Source organism: Mucilaginibacter sp. Mucisp73 (assembly GCF_059491465.1).
Genome location: NZ_CP168507.1, coordinates 4,283,733 through 4,302,254, shown reverse-complemented (window position 1 = coordinate 4,302,254; position 18,522 = coordinate 4,283,733). Strand labels below are relative to the sequence as shown.

Genomic DNA, 18,522 nt, shown 5'->3' with positions numbered 1-18,522 from the left:
GGGGACATTCCATTATCTCAATTCATGAAAAAGATCTTATTGCTGCTATGGCTTATGACTATCGCCATAGCAGCTTTCGCTCAAAACGAAAATTTTATAAAGCTGAGCACTGCAAAATTCTCTACCGGGAATGATGCTGCCTGGAAAGACGCAGCTTTCAACGATACGCAGTGGAAAAGCATCAAAGTTGGCGATGTATGGCAGGAGCAGGGCTACCCGGATTATCATGGCTTTGCCTGGTACCGGATTCATGTGGTAATTCCATCATCGTTGAAAAAGCAGGCGGTTTGGGGCGACAGTTTACGGGTATTTCTTGCCCATGTTAACGATGTTGATGAAACTTATTTTAACGGCAAACAGATCGGTAAAACGGGCGCTTTTCCTGAAGATAAAGGTGGGTATATAAGCAAGTGGCCTGCCGTGCGTAATTACTGTATTGCGGCAGATGATCCGGCTATTAAATGGGATGGAGAAAATATCATAGCCATCAAGGTATACGATGGCGGAGGCTCAGGGGGGATTTTTATGGGCGCTCCTTTTATTGATATGCTGGAGAAATTTGACGGTATTGTTTTCACTCAAAGGGATATCAGCTTTTTACCAAATACACAATCTGTTCGGAAATTAACTGTAGGCAATAGCCTTAAAACTAATATTTCAGGCAAGTTTCACTATAAGATAATCGATGAGGTTACTGAAAAAACAATTGCCGAAAAAACAGTAAGCGCGAACCTGCAGCCCCTGGGCAAGGAAACTTATACGCTTACCTTCCCGCACCGCGAGGGCATTAAACTGTTTTACGAGTTTACCGAAGCAGCATCGGGCAAGACCAAAGCCTTTGCCGAAATAGCGCCTTACTTGCTTACTCCTAAAGCATCCTTAAAGCCAATGATTAATGGCGCTTCGGTTTTAGGCGTTCATCCCGGTTCACCCATGCTTTACAAAATTGCAGCAAGCGGGCAAAAGCCGCTGAAATATGCAGTTAAGAATTTGCCAGATGGTTTAGTCCTTGATCATAAAACAGGCATTATAACAGGGGAAGCTCCTAAAGCGGGAGATTACAAAATATCTGTTTCCGTTAGTAATACTTTAGGAAAAGATGAAAGAGTCCTTACCATTAAGTCGGGTAAGCTATTAGCGCTTACCCCGCCCATGGGCTGGAACAGTTGGAATTGCTGGGGATTAAATGTAAGCGATGAAAAGGTAAGGCTTTCGGCTAAAGCCATGGTTGATAAAGGCCTTACCGATTACGGTTGGAATTTTATTAATGTGGATGATGGCTGGCAGACACCTGCAAGGTTGCAAAGCGGCGAAATAGCCGCGAACGAAAAGTTTCCCGACATGAAAACACTTGGCGCGCACCTGCATCAACAGGGATTGAAATTTGGTATTTATTCATCGCCTGGCGCTAAAACCTGTGGCGGATACCTGGGCTCGTTAGGGCATGAAGGGCAGGATGCTGCCACCTATTTTAACTGGGGCGTTGACTATTTAAAATACGATCTGTGCAGCTACTCAGACCAAACGGCAGGTGATACCACATTATTCGCCCAGCAAAAGCCATATATGGTCATGCGCGATGAATTGGCAAAGCAACCACGGGATATTATTTACAGCATTTGCCAATATGGTATCAAAGATGTTTGGAAATGGGGCGCGCAAATGAACGGCAACCTGTGGCGCACAACTGAGGATATTACCGATACCTGGGAAAGCCTTTATGGCATAGGCTTTAGCCAAACCAATAATGCAGCCTATGCGGGGCCTGGAGGCTGGAACGACCCGGATATGCTTACTTTAGGCAGGGTAGGCTGGGGCGAAAACCTGCACCAAACCAATCTGACACCTTATGAGCAGTATACCCACATGAGCCTGTGGAGCCTTTTATCGGCACCGCTGCTTATTGGTTGTGATATGGATAAGCTTGATGATTTTACCCTCAACCTGTTAAAAAACCATGAAGTAATTGCGATTGATCAGGATGTAGCAGGCAAGCAGGCCGAGAGGATGATCAATTATAAGCAAATCCAGGTTTGGGTTAAACAGCTGGCAGACGGCAGCAAAGCCATAGGCATCTTTAATCTTGGTGAAAAATATGCAAAGTATGATCTGCAGTTTAAAAGTATAAAACTGGGTAAGGCCAAAACAGTGCGGGATCTCTGGCAGCAAAAAGATATCGCTAAAAATGTTGCCGCTATATCCTGTAACATCCCGCCGCATGGGGTAAGGTTTTATAAATTGATGTAAACAAGACTGTTATTTGCCTGTTGGGTATAGGATGTCTTGACCGTTTTTTAATCTGTTTTAAGATTGTGCTGTTTAAATAAGATAAAATCCTGCTATAACTGGTTAGGAATCTTCAGTGTGTATCATAAAAGGTTAAATATATTTGCTCTTGCATATTAATGGCGTAAGCCGTTCATTTTTTATCAAAATATCTGCCATGGCTAACAACTTTAAAGAGGAAAGCGTTGAAGAAATAAATATCATTATGCAGCAATCGCAAAGCGCGTTTGAGGCTTACCAAAAAACAAGCGCCGAACAAAAGGCCCTGTTTTTAGAAGCTATTGCTGATGAGATAGAAGCAGTAGGCGATGCCCTACTGCAAAAAGCAGCTGAAGAAACTAACCTCCCGTTACCGCGTTTAAGCGGAGAACGTGCCCGTACCACCGGTCAGCTGCGTATGTTTGCAGGGATGCTGCGCGAGGGCAGCTGGGTTGAGGCCAGTATTGATACCGCCTTGCCCGATAGGAAACCGTTACCGCGTCCTGATCTCCGCAAAATGCTTGTCCCGCTGGGACCGGTTGTTGTTTTTGGCGCAAGTAACTTCCCGTTCGCATTTTCAACAGCTGGTGGCGATACTGCAAGCGCGCTGGGTGCAGGCTGTTCTGTAGTAGTAAAAGCGCACCCTGCCCATGCCGAAACTTCTGAAATGGTTTATCAGGCTATCAAAAAAGCTATTGTAAGCAGCAAGATGCCTGAGCATGTTTTTCAACATGTACATGGTACATCCTTTGAAAGCGGTAAAGCATTGGTTCAGGCAGATGATACCGCTGCAGTTGGCTTCACCGGTTCAACTGTTGGTGGTTTAGCCCTGCTGCAATATTCGTCTGAGCGTAAAAAGCCAATCCCTGTGTTTTCGGAAATGGGCAGTATCAACCCGGTTATATTTTTACCGGATACTCTAAATAAAAATGCCGCCGATCTGGCTGCACAATATGCAGGTTCCATTACTTTAGGTGTTGGTCAGTTTTGTACCAATCCGGGCTTAATGCTTGCTATTGAAGGTGAAGGCCTTGATAATTTCTATAAACTTTTGGGTAATGGTATTGGAGCTATTAAACCGGCCAAAATGTTGCATGCCGGCATCCATTCGGCTTATGAAAAAAAGAGCCATGCGGCTTTGGAACAGACTGGTGTTACCAGTGTTGTAAAATCAACAACCGAAGCTATCGACATCGAAGCCCAGCCAACCATCGCCCTGGTAAGCGCCGAAACTTTTCTTGAAAATCATTTATTTCATGAAGAGGTGTTTGGCCCATATTCATTAATGGTAAGCTGTAAAGACGAGCAGGAACTAATCAAAGTTTTAAAATCGGTATCGGGACAACTCACTACTACAGTAATGGGTACCGACGAGGATTTTGCGGGCCATTCCAACCTGTTGCAATTATTGCCGACCATAGCAGGCAGGGTATTGTTCAACGGTGTGCCGACTGGTGTTGAGGTTTGTGCCAGTATGGTGCATGGCGGCCCGTTTCCGGCCACTACCGATAGTCGTTTTACAGCGGTAGGTGTTAATGCAGCTAAACGCTGGGTACGCCCGGTTTGCTACCAAAACTGCCCGGATGCTTTGTTGCCTTTAGCTTTGCAACAGGCCAATCCAGCAAATATTTGGCGTTTGTTTGACGGCGAATGGAAGAAATAGTGAGCCGTTAATCATCATCAGATAATCAAATATAAATTATACTTGCACATGCCGGTTCCTCAACAGAGCCGGCATGTTTAATTTTGCATTATGAAACTTCAACTTTTTGATCAGCAGGTTTACGTACAGCGCCGCAATGTTTTAAAACAGAGTATGGGCGCCATCGGTATCATCGTTTTGTTAGGGAACGAGGATAGCAGCATGAACTATAAAGACAATACCTACCTGTTTAGGCAGGATAGCAGTTTTTTATATTATTTCGGACTTGATGTAGCAGGTTTGGCAGCCATTATTGATACAGACACCGGTGAGGAAGTGATATTTGGAAACGACCTTACTATCGATGATATCGTCTGGACAGGCACCTTACCATCTGTAAGTGAGATGGCTGCACTGGTTGGCGTTTCGCAAACAAGGCCTTATGCCGATGTAAAGCATTATATTCATAAGGCGGTTACCGGCAGTCGCCCGGTTCATATCCTGCCGCCTTATCGCCCGGAAAATAAAATCAAGCTGGCCGATTGGTTAAACACGAGTCTGGAAGATGTGGCCGGTCGCGTTTCATTGCAATTGGTAAAAGCGGTAATAGCTCAAAGGGTGATCAAAACTCCGCTTGAAGTTGCCGAGATAGAAAAAGCCGTATCCATAAGCGTTGATATGGAACTGGCGGTAATGAAATATGCCCGTCCGGGTATCAGGGAATACGAACTGGTAGCCAAAGCGCATGAAGTGGCCATTGCCAATGATTCGCGCTTAGGTTATCCGGCAATCATCACCAAACACGGTCAAACACTGCACACGCACTATTACGGCAATATCCTGGAAGAGGGCGATATGGTACTGAGCGATATCGGCGCCGAAAACGCCATGCACTACGGCGGTGATTTGACCCGTACCTTCCCGGTAGGCAAGCAGTTTAGCACCCGTCAAAGGGAGTTGTATGATGTGGTTTTGAACTCGATGGATCATGCTATTAGTATGCTGAAACCCGGCGTACGTTATAAAGATGTACATATGCAGGCTTGTCAGAAACTGGCCGAAGGTCTTAAACAGGTAAACCTGATGAAAGGTGATCCTGCAGAGGCTGTTGCAGCCGGAGCACATGCTATGTTTTTTCAATGCGGCTTAGGTCACATGTTGGGTATGGATACCCACGATATGGAAGATTTAGGCGAGCAATACGTTGGCTATACCGATACCTTGAAAAAGGAAACTGCTGTTTTCGGTCTAAAATCATTGAGGTTAGGCCGCGAACTGGAAGCCGGGTATGTGCTTACCGTAGAGCCGGGTATCTATATCATCCCCGAATTGATAGATCGTTGGCAGGCCGAAAAGAAATTCGCTGAGTTTATTAATTACGATGTGTTGAATACCTATCGTGATTTCGGCGGCATCCGTATCGAGGATAACTTTTTAATAACCGATACAGGTAGCCAGTTATTAGGTAAATATTTGCCTAAAACTCGTCAGGAGATTGAGACTTTGAGAGGATAGCGGATAAATAAGAGTGATATGGCGCATAGTTGACTCACCCGGTCTGCGCTATGCTGGACCACCCTCTCTTCGCCTTTGGCGGAAAGAGGGTAAAGGAAAGAAGAGTAAAACCCCCTCTTTACGCTTGCGTAGAGAGGGGTGAAGAGCGCAGCGATGTCGGGGTGAGTCGATACGGCGTTTAATTCTTTACTCGTGTCCAGTCATGGGTTATTGTTCTAAAGAGATGATTTTTTAAATCCTTTGTTCGTTTAATTTCTTGAGCTAACGGCCACTCAGCTTTAACTGAATAGTGGATTCATATGTAACCCTGTATCTTGTTTAATTAATTGATCGTTAGTTGTTTATATATTAAAAATTGAATTTCTGTTAACCCTGTTAACCCCCTCGACTGCCTTGTTGCTCTGGTGTGGACACTTCCTGATTTTATAATTCAAGCGAAGCGCGCTTGGACTTGCGTGAAATTTCATAAGACATTTGCCAGGCAAATCGGCCCGTATCAAAAAGATGCGGGCCGATTTGTTAAATGTCTGCTATGATGTGTTAATTTATGTAAATATAAACTGGTGGTGTTAGGTAACTTTACGCAACACTATAACTTATGGCAAGGTACCACCAATATTTACTATTAACGTTTTTTTTAGCAGCTGCAGGTCAATCAGCCAAAGCTCAAACTAAAGCTACTCCATATTATCCTACGCATACAGAAGTACTGCAAAGCTATAAAGCAGCTGATGCGCTTGATTCAGCCTTAAAGAAGCTTCCGATTATTACCGGCGTCAGGCCCAACTGGCAAGCAGGAGGCAATGAATTCTGGTATGGTAAAAAGATTGCCGGAAATCAAACAGTTTATGTTTTGGTTGATCCTGAAAAAGGAACGAAGAAAGCCATTTTTGAAAGCGGTCAGTTAAGTAATGAGGTAAGCAAAGCAACAGGCAAACCCGTAAAAGATGGCAGCTTCCGGATTGAAGATATGTTTTTTAGTGCCGATAAAAAGCAGGCTACATTTAAAACAGGCAATACCTGGCTTAAGTGCGATCTGGGTACACTGCAATGCAGTAAAACCACTGATACTGTACATCAAAGTTATGATAACGAGAAACCGCTGCAGGAACGCCATTACCGTTGGGAAGGTGTTAGCGCTGATTCTGTATCGCCCGACAAACAATGGGCTGCTTTTGTAAAAGGCGGAAACATTATTGTTAAATCGTTAAAGAATTCAACCGAGATCAAGTTAACTACCGATGGTAATTTAGATAAACCTTACGATGAGCTCACGTGGTCGCCGGATAGTAAGCACATTGTCGGTTACCGCATCGACCCCAAGAAAACAAAAGAAGTTTATTACCTGCTGAGCTCGATACCGGGGACTACGCGCGCGGTGCTGAAATCGCATGAATATGATCAGCCGGGCGATGAGTTTACATCCTATCAGCAGTATATATTCAACATCGCTGATAAAAGCGCGATAAAAACCGACGCCGAAAAGATAGATTTTTTTGGCGCGCCGCGGTTACACTGGCGCGATGGTAACAGTCGTTACTTTACCTATGAAAAGGCAGATCGTGGTCACCAGCGTTTCAGGGTTATTGAGGTAGATGTTACCACCGGTAAAACCCGAAACATCATTGATGAAAAAACAAACACTTTTATTTACGAGCAAAGAATCTTTACTTATTACGCCTCCAAAACGCATGAGATAGTGTGGATCACCGAGAAAGATGGATGGCGTCATATTTACCTGATTGATGAATTGAGTGGTAAAGAAAAATTGGTAACCAAAGGCGATTGGGTAGTACGCGATATTGATAGCGTTGATGTTAAGAAAAGGCAGATCTGGTTTAAAGGAAGCGGTAAAAATACCGGTGAAGACCCTTACTTCATGCACTATTACCGTATTGGCTTTGATGGTAAAAATCTTGTTGACCTTACGCCCGAAAAAGGTAACCATAGCCTAAGCTTTTCGTCCGATAGAAAATATTATATCGATACTTATTCAGAAGTTAATGTTGCTCCCCGCATTGTGATCAAAAGCACTGCCGATCTGAAAACGGTTATGGAGCTTGAACATGCTGATTTGACCGGTCTTTTAGCTACCGGCGTCAAACTCCCTGAGGTGTTTGTTGCCAAGGCGAGGGATGGCAAAACCGATATCTGGGGCGTGGTATATCGCCCGGCCAATATGGATCCCAATAAAAGCTACCCGGTAATTGAAAATATTTATGCCGGTCCGCAGGACTCATTTGTGCCTAAAAGTTTTTCCGCTGTGAATGAGATGCAAAGCATAGCCCAACTGGGTTTTATTGTGGTACAAATGGATGGCATGGGCACAGCCAACCGGTCAAAAGCTTTTCATGATGTATGCTGGCATAATCTTGCCGATGCCGGTTTCGCCGACCGTATTTTATGGATGCAGGCGCTTGCTGCCAAATATCCGCAGGTTGATATCAGCAGGATAGGCGTTTACGGCACATCTGCAGGCGGGCAAAATTCGGCTGGGGCCTTGTTGTTCCACCCTGAATTTTATAAAGCTGCGGTATCTGCCTGTGGCTGTCATGATAATCGAATAGATAAACAATGGTGGAACGAGCAGTGGATGGGTTACCCTGTTGGGCCGCATTATGAGCAGCAATCAAACATCACTAACGCCGGTAAATTGCAGGGCGATTTGATGCTGATAGTAGGTGAAGCTGATAACAATGTTCCGCCTGAGTCAACCTTCCGTTTTGCGGATGCGTTGATCAAAAACAATAAAATGTTCGACCTGCTGGTGGTGCCGGGTATGGGCCATAGCGATGGCGGTCCTTACGGTCGTAAAAAGAAACGGGACTTTTTTGTAAAGCACCTGCTTAACGCAGAGCCGCCTGCAAGAAACACGGATGAGTTAGCACATAATTAAATAAAATCCTCTACAGGTATTTTAATATTTGATAAAGGGTAGTTAGCTTTTGGCGTTGTGCCTTCAGCTTTTAGCTTTACCTATGTAACAAGGTACAATGCATAAACTTCAATTAACGGTTTTTCTTTTCTGGTATATGTGTTTGGCTGTTTTAAACAGTTCTGCACAGCAACAATCAGCAACAGTGCCGGGTAATGGTAATCCCATTATTCCCGGCTACTTTGCCGACCCAACTGTACGCATGTTTGGTGATACCTACTACATTTATGCTACCACCGATGGCAACGGTGGCGGGCACGGCCCATCACAGGTTTGGACATCCAAAGATTTTGTGAACTGGACCATGCATGATATGAACTGGCCAACCTCCAATTACTATTGGGCTCCCGATGTAATTAATGGAAACGATGGCAAGTATTACATGTACTACTGCCAGCCGGTTGACATTTATGGCGCATCGTCAGCAAGCCCCACCGGGCCATGGACTCCCTTGCTGCCCGACGGCAAATCAATGATCCCCAATTACTTTATCCCCGGGGTGATTACGCTGGATGGACAAACCTTTAAAAATGATGACGGAAAGATCTATATGTTTTGGGGTACCTGGGGCATCTATCCTGATCATGGTTGCGGCGTAGGTTTGTTAAACCCGGATATGCACACCTTTGCCAAAACGGCAAAGATTCCCAATACTATTGCGAAAGATTTTTTTGAAGCGCCCTTTATGTTTAAGCGGAAGGGCATTTATTATTTCACTTACTCGTCCGGTTTCTGTGAAGATTCTACTTATCGGGTGCAGTATGCCATCAGTAAAACCGGACCAATGGGGCCATTTGAATTTGGTAAAAATAACCCGGTGCTAAGTACCAACAGTGATGGCACTATTCACGGGCCAGGGCATGAGTCGGTAGTGCAGGTAGGGGATGATTTTTATATGGTATATCACCGGCATAACAACCCGCACTCCAACGGGGGCTATCACCGGCAGGTTTGCGCGGATAAGATCGTGTTTGATGCGGACGGCAATATCGAAAAAATTATTCCTACCCATCTTGGTGTTAGGTTATTAGGAAAAAGTACTATAAATGCTCCAGATGAGGCTTATCAGAAAAAGGTGATTGCCTCATCTTTTTATAACGAAAATTATAAGACCTCATTTGCGGTTGATAATAATAATGGCACCTTATGGAAACCGGCTGATAATGGTCGTAGCCCGGCCTGGATCACCATTGATCTGGGATCCGTAAAAAAGGTACAACAGGTATTAACCCAATTTGAATATGCAACCTGGTACTATCAATACCTGGTAGAATCATCGGTAGATGGTAAAACCTGGAAGTTGTTTGCCGACAGGAAGGAGAACAAACAACATGGTTCCCCGATGGTAGATTCAGGAAATGCCCAGGCCAGATTTATCCGCTTAACAATTACCGGGACAGAATATCCGGGCTTATACAAAGCGATTTGGAACGTGAAAGTTTATGGCGAACGGGTAGTAACCGGAGACATTACTTCTGCCGGTAAAAAAGAAATATCAAAAGCGGTAGCTCCAAATGAGAGAGAAGGCTTATTGGTAAACCTAAATGCCGATAATTTTCAGGTAGGCGAAGCCGTATCTCAGTGGGCTAATAAAGGTGTGTTGGGTGGTAATTTTACTGCAACTGGTAAACCTCCCGTTATTGATATTATAGCCGGTAAAAAGGCATTACTGTTTAACGGTACGCAATCACTCGAATCAACGGTAGCCGTACCCCGTTCACTTGCGGGTAACAACAGTTATACGGTATCGTACGAGGTCTACACCGATCAGATCAAAGATGAAAACCCGGTACTAAGCTGGACAAACGGCGAGTCAGATCATCGCAGCGCTACTTTTGGTTTCGGAAGCAATAAAACGGCCGGTGCGGTGCAGCATTTTGGCGTTTCCGACTTTCAATACAAAACAATGCCCGCTGCCGGGAAATGGCACCAGGTTGTAGTTACGTTTGATGGATCGTTCGAAAAACTATTTGTAGATGGCGAGCTGAATAATACAGAAAACAAGATGCTGTTTTTACAGCTTGCAGATAAATTCATCATCGGTGCAAAAACAAATCGTTCAGCATATTTTTCGGGTGCTATTTCTTCCCTTAAAATTTATGATCAACCGCTTGCGGATAGTGTGATAAAGCAATGGGCTTTACATCCTGCAAAGTCAGATATCTCCCTTTACCTCGATGCCGCAAAACTTAACTATGGTCCGCTTCAAAAATGGATAAACAACGGAGGTGCAGGCGGGGCGTTTCAATCTGCTAATGGGCGGGTAGCAGAAGTAAGGGATATTAAAGGAAAAATAGCTGTTAGTTTTAATGGCAAAAGCCCGCTTATGTTTAATAACGATGTTGCTGTTAATAGCGAAGAAGGTTACAGCGTAGCATTAAGCGTTTATCAAAGTGCATCAACGCAAAACGGTTCGATACTGAGAGCACAATCGTTGAAAGAGCCTTTCATCAATGCCGGTGAATATTTAGGTACGGGCAAATGGCACTATGTTATAAAAGCTGTTAGCGGAAATGTCGCTAAATTATATGTAGATGGTGCTCTGGTTGCAACAACATCAAATACAGACAAGCTCACCGGCAAGCTTTTACTGGGCGATGGTTTTAATGGTGCGGTATCTAATCTTGTGGTCTATAAACATAGCTTATCATCAGCAGAAATTAAACAATTGAGCCTGGGTTGGAAACAGAACTATCATCCGCCTATAGCAGGTTCGTTTGCATTTAAAGCTGCTCCGACGGCTGTAACACCCGGCATGGTTGAAATGGAGGCGCCCGAATATGCTTCTGTAAAATCAAACCTGCAATATGATTTTATTAACGAGACGGATAACCGCAAATCAAGCGGCTGGCAGGCTAATCCGCATTATATTAGTTATGGGCTTGCAGCCGATAAAAATTATAGCTACTCTTTTAAAGTTAAAGATAATTATGGCAATGTAAGTTCAAAAACTGCCGCATTGCCGGTGAGCACATCATCAGCATTATTTAATGTTATTGCAGATGGGTTTACGGTTAAAAAGGATTTTGTGGTTGATGGCACAACCGGCACAATATGGAATGGTTTAATTAGCGGCGGGGATAAGCAGGAAGATAAGGTATTTATCGGCGACAACGTGTTAACCCTGGAATCAAAAGGTTCAAACTGGGATGGGAATTTGCCTTATGGGCCATTTTTATACAGGAATGTTTCGGGTGATTTTGTGGCCGAGGTAGAAGTAGCTGACGTAAGTGGCCTTAAGGAAAAAAAGGTGGCCGGTAACAGTGATATGGGCTTGATGGTACGCAAAGCAAAACGACCCGGTACTGAAGGCAGCGAAAACCTGATCCAGAACAGTATTTTTCCGGCCTGGAATTGTGGCAACATGCTCACCAATTTTAAAACCGGCGACCGGATGCAAACCAATACCCAAACCGGCTGGAATTATAACCGTTATCTGCAGATCCAAAAATCGGGCGACGTATTTTACATCAGAAGCAGCAACGACGGCATACATTGGACCGATCTGCCCGGAAGCCCGGTTGTTAGGTCTGATTTAATTGGTGCTGATCTGCAAATCGGCCTTTACCATAGTACCTACGGGCCGCACCGCTCGTATGTTAAATTCTCCAATTTTAAACTCATCAGCAGGAAATAAATATGTAATCCGCTGTTTGGGGCTCTGAAATTAAGCAAGTAAGCCATGTTTAATTAAAAACATGGCTTACCAACAGCGCTATAATTTCGATTGTTTAGTGGATAGGCAGGACTCTGACAAATGTACCAGACGCATTAAAAATTAAAGCGTATTTGGTATTGTTTGATGTAATCAACACAACGTAACCTTGCAGGGTTCCGCCGGGGCTTTCAGAAAATGCTTTATCAAATACGTAGCCCGGATAAGTAGCAGTAAGATAAGTGGTAATAGCAGCCGGTAAGTTAGCTTCAGCTACTACAGCATGTTTTAAATCGTGTTTTTCTATCTGAATACGTTTTACAAGTTTGCCTGCCGCGGTTACCGTTGTTGAGTAAAGTACCCCGTTCTGGCTTATCAAAATGTATACGTTATCAGGTGCGATAGAGGCATGCAACAAAGTATCTGTTGGATAGGTTGTTGAAAAATAGCTGCTTACAGCAGCAGGAAGGGCCGAAATAGCAATGGTATCGCGGTGTTTACTGTCACGATTATCAAAGAATCCGCCTAAGTGCCATCCCGGTCCTTTGAGGTCAACACCCTCACGTTGCTCAAGGATGCTTACAAACGTACCAGCAGCAGTGAATTTGAGGCCAACCAAAGCGCTGTTGTATTTGATAACTACAATGTAGTTGATAGCTGTTTTAGTACTATCAGTAATGGAGTATGCTTTTTTGAATGTATAACCGCTGTAATTAGCTGTAAGGTAAGTGCCGATAGCTGTAGGTAATGTGCTAAAAGCAACGGAGTCTTTGGTATCATGCTTGCCATAGCAGCCAACCATATAAACGCTGTCGGTAGTAGTTCCGGACGATGCAAGGCTAATAGCGATGGCGCCGGTTGATGTGACGGCTGATGACGAAACGCTGGCGGCCGAAGCTGATTTTGAAGCGTTTTCCTTTTTACATGATGCCAGGCCGATTATTGTGCCGACCATCAATAGTGAGGCGTAAAATGATTTCATTTTCATAGAATTAATTTAAATTGATAATTAGCGCTGCCTTTTTTCGGACAGGTTTAATTAAAATTAATTTGGAAAATCGGGCCGTCGGGAAATGTGTCGACAAATGAGTGATTTAAATCGACGTATGAAGAATATGTTTTTTGTTGTAGAGACGCATCACATGCGTCTTGCGCATGAAGGTATTTAATGCCCAAATTTGCTGTCGGAGACGCATGTGATGCGTCTCTACGCGAAAAATTTAAACCGGGCTAATTACATCTGGCTAAGCCATCGGTGCTGGAAGCATCAGCAGGTTTGATGATCAGTGCTTTTTCAAAAAAAGGTTTCGCTTCAGCTTTTTTTCCAGCCATAAGCATCGACCAGGCCAGCATATGGTTGCCGTCATAATCAAAAGGGTAAAGCGTTACTACTACCCTGAAAAGCTTAATAGCGGGTTCGTATTGTTTGCGGTTATAATAAATTACGCCTCCCCAATAATTCGCCTGCGTGTTTTGTGGGTCTATTTTAAGGATAGCAAGATATTGTTCCAGCACTTTATCCCAGTTTTGCAAAAAAGAGAGTGGCTTTATATAACCAAACTTAGCCTCAATAGCGCCAGGCTTCAGGTTAACTGCTTTTTGATAATAAGTTTGCGAAGCAGTGTAGTTTTTATTGAGGTAATGGAGCCAACCCAGCCTGATGGTTATCTCATAATTATTTTCCGAATAGTAGGGATAGATATCGGCAATGGCGGCAACGTAATTTTTGTTTAATTCATTGGTATAACTGTTGTGAAAAGCTTTTTGAAGCACCACATTTGTCTGTGCCTGCAATTGTGCTGCAAATACAAATAAAAAAATGGGAATAAACGTCTTCTTTAAAATTTCCATGTTATACCTAACGTAACAGAGTTTTGGTTATAGTTAACAGCACGGTAAATGTCTGTTTTCTTTTCATAAAAGTAATTTAAATTCAATAAGGCATGGTTACCTAACTGATAAAAAACGCTTTCACCGCATTTAAATTTTGTAGGATCGATAGCGTTATACACATAAAGCCCGTCTGCATCCAGGTAATCATCCTGGTTGCCAAAAGTAGCGGCTGTTTCCAGCCACGTTTTATTTAATACTTTAAATCCTACCGACTGACTATAAATGAAATGAGTTACTCCGCTCAAATCCAGTATCGATGCCCTGCTTGTGGTGTATAGATTCAAGTTTCCCAGTGGATAAAAATCCACTTTGGCATCATATTGTTTTAAGGTTTTATTAATGAGTTTGCCAAAATTAACATCGCCTTGCAAATCAATGTAACGGGTATCATATTTTATTCCTAACAGCCCAAGGTTACTTTGGTAAATATTGCTCCGGTAGCTGGTGTGTAAATAATGGTACGCGCCAAGTAAACTTATATTTTTAGTCAAAGAATATTTCGCTTTAGCATAATATTCAAGCTGACGGTCGGTTTTGCCTGTTTGGTTAATGTAATCAATATAGCCCGATCTGAATATATTCTGTTTGAAAAACATGAATGATTGGTCCAACTGCAAACGCCACGATAATCTTAAACCGATACCCGCGCGTTCAAAAAAGCCGTTGTCGCGTTCGTGGTTATTCGGCAATTTTATGCCGCTTTCTAAAACCGCATCAGTTAAACCAAATGTTGATAACTTGATAGCACGCAGGGTTGCCGTGTCTAAATGCGATGCATTATAAAACGCGGCGTTATTGTTGTTGATATAGGTGTTGCAGTAGTAAGCATACAAATATGCCGTGACATTTTGGGGTTCTTTACGTAAAACCTGGTTAAACTGATAAATGGCAGCTTTGTAATTGCTGGTAAGCATATAAGCGTACCCTGCCTTAAAGCGTAAAGCGGGCGAGTCTACACTATCGGCAACCGATTGATTTACAAACCTGATAAGTTGTTTCCAGTTGCCGGCATTGTACAATTGTTCGGCGGTACTATCGGCCATGGCAAGTTTATTGTCTTGTGCGCGGGTTACAAGAGCAGCAAATAGCAGGGCAAAAAGTATGGTTAATTTTCTGTACTCCATTGTGCTTCAATATGCTGACCGTTTGTATTTATAATGAGGGCTTGCAGGCTGCTATGATCTACAAAAATGGTTGCCTCTGTAAGGGACAATGTTCTACCTGCAATTTCCTGGTATTGTTTGGATATAATATTTAGCCCTGTTTTTTTTAGCTGGATCCCGCTTTTATATTTTATGCTGATGAACCGGTAAAAAGGTGCAATAAAATCCTGCAGCCAAAGCAATGTTTTGTTATGAGTAAGTGATACCGGGAACTCATCATTAGCCGGGCTATACCCAGCATCGTTAAAAATAACTTTATATGCGGCAAGGTAAAAATAGTAGAGGAGCGACTTTTTATCGCCATAAAAGCTGGTGAAGTAAAACATAGTTCCATTGTTAATAAAATAAGCAACGGCACCCGTTGTTTTGCAGTAGATGTATGACTGTCCTAATTCATCTTTAAAAACTTCCCATTCTTCGGTTGAGCCGTTTCCGTTAACTAATTTAGATACGAAGCCCGGTTGCAGGTCGAATGCTTTTTTGAGTGGCGTATTGATTTCGGGGTTGCTTATTAATTCGTTTTCATTTGGGATATTGTAGCTTACAAGGATGGTTTGATCAGCTTTTTTGGTAAAATAATAGGCGAGCGGATAAGGCAGTGTTTTAGATCCTATATAAGGCGTAGTCTGCAACTGGAAATGCAAATGCGGCTCTGGCGAACGCCCCGAATTACCGCAAAACCCCAGCAGATCACCTTGTTTTACAACATCGCCAGGTTTAACTTTTATCGAGTTTTTTTTGAGGTGCGATAGTTTGGAATAAAGCCCCGCGGCATGGCGGACCACTACCGTATTACCCCAGTTTTCTTTCAGGTTTTCTTCGCCAATATCATTATCTTCTACATGGTTTACAACCAGTTCTACAACGCCATCGCCGCAGGCCAGTACCGGCTTATTGAAACAATAAAAATGTTCAGGAAGGGAGCCGGGATGCTGAAACGTTTTTTGTTCATCATCCGTGATCACAAAATCAAGCGCCTGACCCCATTCACCTTTGTGGGTAATGGCACCATTGTAGCCCTGCGAAACCGTCCAATAGCCCATAAACGGCAAATTGAGCCTGAAGTATTTCAGATCGTTCAGCCTGTTTTGCAGGTTTAAAACATGGTAAAGATTTTTTTCGGGCGAGTAATGCTGTACTATGGTTAAATGCAATTTGGGGTGATGACCGGTTAACTTTAAAAAATAAAGCAGGCTGATATTTATCACGCAAAACGGTAACGAAAAAACAGGCAGCGCATGCAAGGCCATGAGTGTGGTAAGGGCATTAATGAGTATGAAACCCAAGGGGATGCAAAGAATTGCCAGCAGGTAAGAGCGTAACGATGGGATGGTGAAAAAGCTGCCGATGGCCATTGAAGCCATCATTAAATTGGCACCAAGGTGGTAATAGCTGATACCCTCAGGGTAGGTATTTGTGATGTTGTTAAACCCGCAGGCCGTTAAAAAGCTAATGATAAGCAGGCTGAATGCAATGCGCGAATGCACAAGTATCCCCATAGTAATAAGCATTCCGGTTATGATATTATGCTGAAACAGAATTGCGCTTAATGAACGGAAAAATAAGCTCATCAGTTTTGGCAACGTTGTGGCAAGATAACCTTCGGCGCCGGCCAGGTTACCCGGGCCGGTGTAAATTTCTTCGAGCAGGGAGCTGCTTTTTTGTGATAATCCAGTGTTGAAGATGCTGTTGGACGCCAGCAGTACAAGCCAGAAAACCAGGATAAACGGCAGTGAAAGTATAGGTAAACCCGGTTTACTCATGCGCTTTGACATAATAATAGTAGCAAGCACTACAAGGCAACAGGCAACCGCCAGCCAGGTCACAAACATGACGTTAACCTGGAAAAAAGTACCAAATGCTATCCCTAATAATAAACAGTTAAAGCTGTAAATTCCTACCCGGTAATCTTCGTTACCCTGTTTTAGCAATTTTGTTATCAGCAAAGAGAAAATGACACAACCCAACCCTGCAAAGCCGGATACAGGGTTGAAAAATGATACCAGCAGCAAAATAATCCCCAATACCCGGTTTTGAGAAAAAAACAGAACCGAATAGGAATTGATGACGGTTTTTATGAATGCTGGAATTTGCTTCACTTGTTGTTATTTAAATGAGCGGGTACTAACTCTGGTTCGGCAGTATATTCCAATGTTTCGTTTTTGCGGATGAGATGCGTACGCAACTTCTCGTCTATCAACACAACAGCAGGCCTTAAAGTGATGAATTGCATCCATTGGGTCATGTTGTAAGCGCCAACCTTGTGCACTACTACCTGGTCGCCGGGATTTAGTAGGGGCAGGTTAATGCTTTCCCTGATCACATCAATGTTCATGCAAAGCGGTCCGTATATCACCATGTTTTCGGTATGTGCAGCAAAATCCTGGGCTGGGCTTACCTGGTGTTCATACCAAAAAGATGTAAACAGGATATTGACCCCAAAATCAACAATGGCGGCGCCTTTGCCATTGGCTAAACGTTTGTTGGCGATAACAGTGCCCAATAGGTAACCGGCATCATCTATCAAAACGCGCCCACCTTCCAATATCAGCAGCGGCAGGTCATCATTGGCAAAGCCAAAATTGAGCAAAGCCGAAGTTATGACTTCAGCAAAGTCATCAATCGTCGGCACGGTATCATTTCCCGGCAGGTAAGCACCTTTCAATGTATTGGTTGAGGGGAAACCGCCTCCCAGATCAAGATATTCTATTTTATGATTAAGCTCGGTCTGGCAGCGAACAGCCAGTTCGGCCAGTTTATTAGCCGCTATACCATAAGCATCGGCAGAGAGCATATAGGTACCGATATGGCAATGCAGGCCAACCAATTGCAGACTTCCCGAGCCTGTGATCTTTGTAACTGCCGACCAGGCTTCTCCATTTTCATAGTTAAAACCAAAGCGGTCCCAAAGTGGGTAAACGCCGGTGTCCATATTTATACGGATGGCCACACGCGGTTTATTGGCCAGGTTTTTACCTAAAGTAAGTAATTGGTTAAGCTCATCAAAATGATCAATATGGATCAGCGAATCATGTTCGATGGCCAGCTGCAAATCGTTCAGAGATTTACCCGGTCCGTTAAAAATGATCTTGTTGCCCGGTACGCCATTACCTAAGGCTTTACGATATTCAAAGCCTGAAACTACCTCGGCCCAACTGCCTTCCTGGTGAAAAATCTGACAAACGGCGTTGAGGTAATTGGTTTTATAGCTCCATGCAAATTGTACTTTTGGGTAGCGGGTACTAAAAGCGCGGTATGCAGCCCGGTAGTTTTTGCGGATCTGTTTTTCGGACAATACGAACACCGGCGAACCGTAGTTTTCGATAAGGCTTTTTACAGAAACGCCATCGATGCTTTTAACGGGCTGCACCCCGGTGCGGGAGCCGAATTTGTTAAGGGCACCGGCCTGTAGTTTTTTTATATATGGTTTCTCGTATGGCAGCTTTTCCATCGT

10 protein-coding genes are annotated in these 18,522 nt (G+C 43.6%); 5 read left to right on the top strand and 5 right to left on the bottom strand.

Annotation, left to right across the window (positions count from 1 at the left end; genetic code table 11):
* The first annotated feature begins 24 nt into the window (after positions 1–24).
* The 5 genes from ACEN82_RS17925 (at position 25) to ACEN82_RS17905 (ending at position 11,994) form a co-directional block, all read left to right on the top strand.
* Positions 25–2,247, top strand: coding sequence for a putative Ig domain-containing protein (locus ACEN82_RS17925; RefSeq protein WP_413320406.1), 2,223 nt, complete (start codon positions 25–27; stop codon positions 2,245–2,247).
* 196 nt (positions 2,248–2,443) lie between these two features.
* Positions 2,444–3,928, top strand: a complete 1,485-nt coding sequence (locus tag ACEN82_RS17920) for an aldehyde dehydrogenase (NADP(+)) (protein WP_413320408.1) — start codon at positions 2,444–2,446, stop codon at positions 3,926–3,928.
* Positions 3,929–4,018: 90 nt separating this feature from the next.
* Positions 4,019–5,422, top strand: a complete 1,404-nt coding sequence (locus ACEN82_RS17915) for an aminopeptidase P family protein (protein WP_413320410.1) — start codon at positions 4,019–4,021, stop codon at positions 5,420–5,422.
* Positions 5,423–6,020: 598 nt separating this feature from the next.
* Complete coding sequence (locus tag ACEN82_RS17910) at positions 6,021–8,318, top strand: S9 family peptidase (protein ID WP_413320412.1); 2,298 nt, start codon at positions 6,021–6,023, stop codon at positions 8,316–8,318.
* A gap of 97 nt (positions 8,319–8,415) precedes the next feature.
* Entirely contained in the window at positions 8,416–11,994 is a 3,579-nt protein-coding gene (locus ACEN82_RS17905) for a family 43 glycosylhydrolase (RefSeq protein ID WP_413320414.1), read from the top strand.
* 94 nt (positions 11,995–12,088) lie between these two features.
* On the opposite strand, the gene ACEN82_RS17900 is transcribed toward ACEN82_RS17905, so the two are convergent.
* From ACEN82_RS17900 to ACEN82_RS17880, 5 genes are all read right to left on the bottom strand, one after another.
* On the bottom strand, positions 12,089–12,994 hold the full coding sequence (locus tag ACEN82_RS17900; protein WP_413320416.1) for a PepSY-like domain-containing protein: 906 nt from the start codon (positions 12,992–12,994) through the stop codon (positions 12,089–12,091).
* Positions 12,995–13,242: 248 nt separating this feature from the next.
* On the bottom strand, positions 13,243–13,863 hold the full coding sequence (locus ACEN82_RS17895; RefSeq protein WP_413320418.1) for a tetratricopeptide repeat protein: 621 nt from the start codon (positions 13,861–13,863) through the stop codon (positions 13,243–13,245).
* Positions 13,851–15,029 carry a tetratricopeptide repeat protein gene (locus ACEN82_RS17890; RefSeq protein ID WP_413320420.1) on the bottom strand — a complete coding sequence of 393 codons (1,179 nt, stop codon included), beginning with the start codon at positions 15,027–15,029 and terminating at the stop codon, positions 13,851–13,853. The genes ACEN82_RS17895 and ACEN82_RS17890 overlap by 13 nt, the downstream gene beginning before the upstream one ends.
* Entirely contained in the window at positions 15,011–17,167 is a 2,157-nt protein-coding gene (locus ACEN82_RS17885) for an urea transporter (protein WP_413320421.1), read from the bottom strand. The genes ACEN82_RS17890 and ACEN82_RS17885 overlap by 19 nt, the downstream gene beginning before the upstream one ends.
* Positions 17,164–18,519: a type III PLP-dependent enzyme domain-containing protein gene (locus ACEN82_RS17880; protein WP_413320423.1), complete on the bottom strand. Its 1,356-nt coding sequence runs from the start codon at positions 18,517–18,519 to the stop codon at positions 17,164–17,166. The genes ACEN82_RS17885 and ACEN82_RS17880 overlap by 4 nt, the downstream gene beginning before the upstream one ends.
* Positions 18,520–18,522: the final 3 nt, after the last annotated feature.